The 4,590-nt window shown below is 41.4% G+C and carries 1 protein-coding gene; it reads right to left on the reverse strand.

Annotation, left to right across the window (positions count from 1 at the left end; all coding sequences use genetic code 11):
* Positions 1–4,590 (reverse strand): cadherin-like domain-containing protein (locus ACECE_RS29170; protein WP_010245949.1); only part of this gene is annotated, 4,590 nt, incomplete at both ends.

Consider the following 4,590-nt stretch of genomic DNA (forward strand, 5'->3'; position numbering starts at 1 on the left):
CATCAAATCGGGTACATTTACTTGTACGAAGGTATTACTTACTTCAGTACTTAATTTATTAAAGTATGTAATTGTGTATATTACATTGCTGTTTTCTCCTGCTCTCATTGTTGATGAGTCTATCAAAACAGCAAGGTCGGCTTTTATTTTTGCTGCCGCCGGAACATCTTCATCCTTGGGTTCAGTTATTACAGGGTCATTATGTGTTGGCGTTGGTGGTGTTGTATCTTTTACAGGTGTTATATCAATTGTTATTTTACTTATTGCTTTTCCACCTTTTCCATCACTTACTTCTACTGTAAAGCTGTCTGTTCCGTTGTAGTCTTTGTTTGGCGTATATGTCCATTTGCCATCTGCAGCTACTGTTACTGTTCCATTTGTTGGATTAGTTGCTTTAGCGTATGTTAGTGTATCTCCATCAATGTCTTTTCCTACTACTGTTCCTGTTACTGCTGTATCTTCTGGCGTTGATACGTGGTAGTCAGGTACTGTTGGTGCATCATTTACTGGAGTTATTGTTATTGTTACTTTGCTTATTGCTTTTCCGCCTTTTCCGTCACTTACCTCTACTGTAAAGCTGTCTGTTCCATTGTAGTCTTTATTTGGTGTGTATGTCCACTTACCATCTGCAGCTACTGATACTGTTCCGTTTTTTGGATTAGTTGCTTTTGTGTATGTTAGTGTATCTCCATCAATGTCTTTTCCTACAACTGTTCCTGATACTGCTGTATCTTCTGGTGTTGTTACACTGTAATCAGGTACTGTTGGTGCATCATTTACTGGACTTACTGTTATTGTTACTGTGCTTATTGCTGTTCCGCCTTTTCCATCACTTACTTCTACTGTAAAGCTATCTGTTCCGTTGTAGTCTTTGCTTGGTATGTATGTCCATTTACCATCTGCTGCTACTGTTACTGTTCCGTTTACTGGATCAGTTGCTTTCGTATATGCAAGTGTATCTCCATCGATGTCTGTTCCTACTACTGCTCCCGATACTGCTGTATCTTCTGGTGTTGTTACACTATAGTCAGGTACTGTTGGCGCATCATTTACTGGAGTTACTGTTATTGTTATTGTGCTTATTGCTGTTCCGCCTTTTCCATCACTTACTTCTACTGTAAAGCTATCTGTTCCGTTGTAGTCTTTGCTTGGTATGTATGTCCATTTACCATCTGCTGCTACTGTTACTGTTCCGTTTGCTGGATCAGTTGCTTTAGCGTATGTAAGTGTATCCCCGTCCACATCTGCTCCAACTACTGTTCCTGATACTGCTGTATCTTCAGGTGTTGTTACACTGTAGTCAGGTACTGTAGGTGCATCATTGCTTCCACTTACATCTATTGTTACTGTGCTTATTGCTGTTCCACCTTTTCCATCACTTACTTCTACTGTAAAGCTGTCTGTTCCGTTGTAGTCTTTGCTTGGTATATATGTCCATTTACCCTCCGCTGCTACTGTTACTGTTCCGTTTGCTGGATCAGTTGCTTTAGCGTATGTAAGTGTATCCCCGTCCACATCTGCTCCAACTACTGTTCCTGATACTGCTGTATCTTCTGGTGTTGTTACACTGTAGTCAGGTACTGTCGGCGCATCGTTGCTTCCGCCTACATCTATTGTTACTGTGCTTATCGCTGTTCCGCCTTTTCCGTCACTTACTTCTACTGTAAAGCTGTCTGTTCCGTTGTAGTCCTTGTTTGGTGTGTATGTCCATGTTCCATCTACATTCACCGTTACTGTTCCGTTTGCTGGATCAGTTGCTTTAGCGTATGTAAGTGTATCTCCATCGATGTCTGTTCCTACTACTGTTCCTGATACTGCTATATCTTCCGGTGTTGTTACATTGTAATCAGGTACTGTCGGCGCATCGTTGCTTCCACCTACATCTATTGTTATTGTGCTTATTGCTGTTCCGCCTTTTCCATCACTTACTTCTACTGTAAAGCTATCTGTTCCGTTGTAGTCTTTGTTTGGTGTGTATGTCCACTTACCATCTGCTGCTACTGTTACTGTTCCGTTTGCCGGATCAGTTGCTTTAGCGTATGTAAGTGTATCTCCATCGATGTCTGCTCCAACTACTGTTCCTGATACTGCTGTATCTTCTGGTGTTGTTACATTGTAATCAGGTACTGTTGGTACATCATTTACTGGAGTTACTGTTATTGTTATTGTGCTTATTGCTGTTCCGCCTTTTCCATCACTTACTTCTACTGTAAAGCTGTCCGTTCCGTTGTAGTCTTTGTTTGGTGTGTATGTCCACTTACCATCTGCTGCTACTGTTACTGTTCCGTTTGCTGGATCAGTTGCTTTAGCGTATGTAAGTGTATCCCCATCCACATCTGCTCCAACTACTGTTCCTGATACTGCTGTATCTTCTGGTGTTGTTACATTGTAATCAGGTACTGTTGGTGCATCATTTACTGGAGTTACTGTTATTGTTATTGTGCTTATTGCTGTTCCGCCTTTTCCGTCACTTACTTCCACTGTAAAACTGTCTGTTCCGTTGTAGTCCTTGTTCGGTGTGTATGTCCATTTACCATCTGCATCCACCGTTACTGTTCCGTTTGCTGGATCAGTTGCTTTAGCGTATGTAAGTGTATCTCCATCGATGTCTGTTCCTACTACTGTTCCTGTTACTGCTGTATCTTCCGGTGTTGTTACACTGTAGTCAGGTACTGTCGGCGCATCGTTGCTTCCGCCTACATCTACTGTTACTGTGCTTATTGCTGTTCCGCCTTTTCCGTCACTTACTTCTACTGTAAAGCTGTCTGTTCCGTTGTAGTCTTTGTTTGGTGTGTATGTCCATTTACCATCTGCAGCTACTGTTACTGTTCCGTTTGCTGGATCAGTTGCTTTAGCGTATGTAAGTGTATCTCCATCGATGTCTGTTCCTACTACTGTTCCTGTTACTGCTGTATCTTCTGGTGTTGTTACACTGTAGTCAGGTACTGTTGGTGCATCATTTACTGGAGTTACTGTTATTGTTACTGTGCTTATTGCTGTTCCTGCTTTTCCGTCACTTACTTCTACTGTAAAGCTGTCCGTTCCGTTGTAGTCTTTGTTTGGTGTGTATGTCCACTTACCATCTGCTGCTACTGTTACTGTTCCGTTTGCTGGATCAGTTGCTTTCGTATATGTAAGTGTATCTACATCGATGTCTGTTCCAACTACTATTCCTGATACTTCTGTATCTTCTGGTGTTGTTACATTGTAGTCAGGTACTGTTGGTGCATCGTTGCTTCCGCCTACATCTATTGTTACTGTGCTTATTGCTGTTCCGCCTTTTCCGTCACTTACTTCTACTGTAAAGCTGTCTGTTCCGTTGTAGTCCTTGTTTGGTGTGTATGTCCATGTTCCATCTACATTCACCGTTACTGTTCCGTTTGCTGGATCAGTTGCTTTTGAATATGTAAGTGTATCTCCATCGATATCTGTTCCAACTACTGTTCCTGATACTGCTGTATCTTCTGGTGTTGTTACATTGTAATCAGGTACTGTTGGCGCATCGTTGCTTCCGCCTACATCTATTGTTATTGTGCTTATTGCTGTTCCGCCTTTTCCATCACTTACTTCTACTGTAAAGCTATCTGTTCCGTTGTAGTCTTTTTTCGGTGTGTATGTCCATTTACCATCTGCAGCTACTGTTACTGTTCCGTTTGCTGGATCAGTTGCTTTAGCGTATGTAAGTGTATCTCCATCGATGTCTGTTCCTACTACTGTTCCTGATACTGCTGTATCTTCTGGTGTTGTTACATTGTAATCAGGTACTGTCGGCGCATCGTTGCTTCCGCCTACATCTATTGTTATTGTACTTATTGCTGTTCCGCCTTTTCCATCACTTACTTCTACTGTAAAGCTATCTGTTCCGTTGTAGTCTTTGTTTGGCGTGTATGTCCACTTGCCATCTGCTGCTACTGTTACTGTTCCGTTTGCTGGATTAGTTGCTTTCGTATATGTAAGTGTATCTCCGTCCACATCTGCTCCAACTACCGTTCCTGACACTGGTGTATCTTCTGGCGTTGTTACATTGTAGTTAGGTACAGTTGGTGCGTCATTTACTGGGAATACATCTATTATTATTGCACTTATTGCTGTTCCGCCTTTTCCATCACTTACTTCTACTGTAAAGCTGTCTGTTCCGTTGTAGTCTTTGTTCGGTGTGTATGTCCATGTTCCATCTGCATTAACTACTACTGTTCCGTTTGATGGATCACTATCTTTCGTATATGTAAGAGAATCTCCATCTATATCTGAACCATCTACCTTATCTGATATAGGAGTATCTTCGTCTGTTGATAAACTGTAACTTGGTGCAGTCGGATTATTATTTGGGGTTACTGTTGGAAGTGTACCTTTAAACAAAGAATTGTGAGCTTCCAAATGGCTACCGCTCGGACCATCACTTAGTGAATTAGCAATAAAGTTGCCCTCTACATTTCCAAATCCATTAGCAACCCAATCTGCATTTGGAGCTAAAACGGATCCTTTAATTGTTATATTGCTATTCCATAAAGAAGTAGCTTCATAAAAATTCCACAAGAAGTACTGTCCATTTTCAGTAGTTGCTGTTGATCCTTTGTAGAATATAGAATA

The sequence above is a fragment of the Acetivibrio cellulolyticus CD2 genome, assembly GCF_000179595.2.
GTDB classification, from domain to species: domain Bacteria; phylum Bacillota; class Clostridia; order Acetivibrionales; family Acetivibrionaceae; genus Acetivibrio; species Acetivibrio cellulolyticus.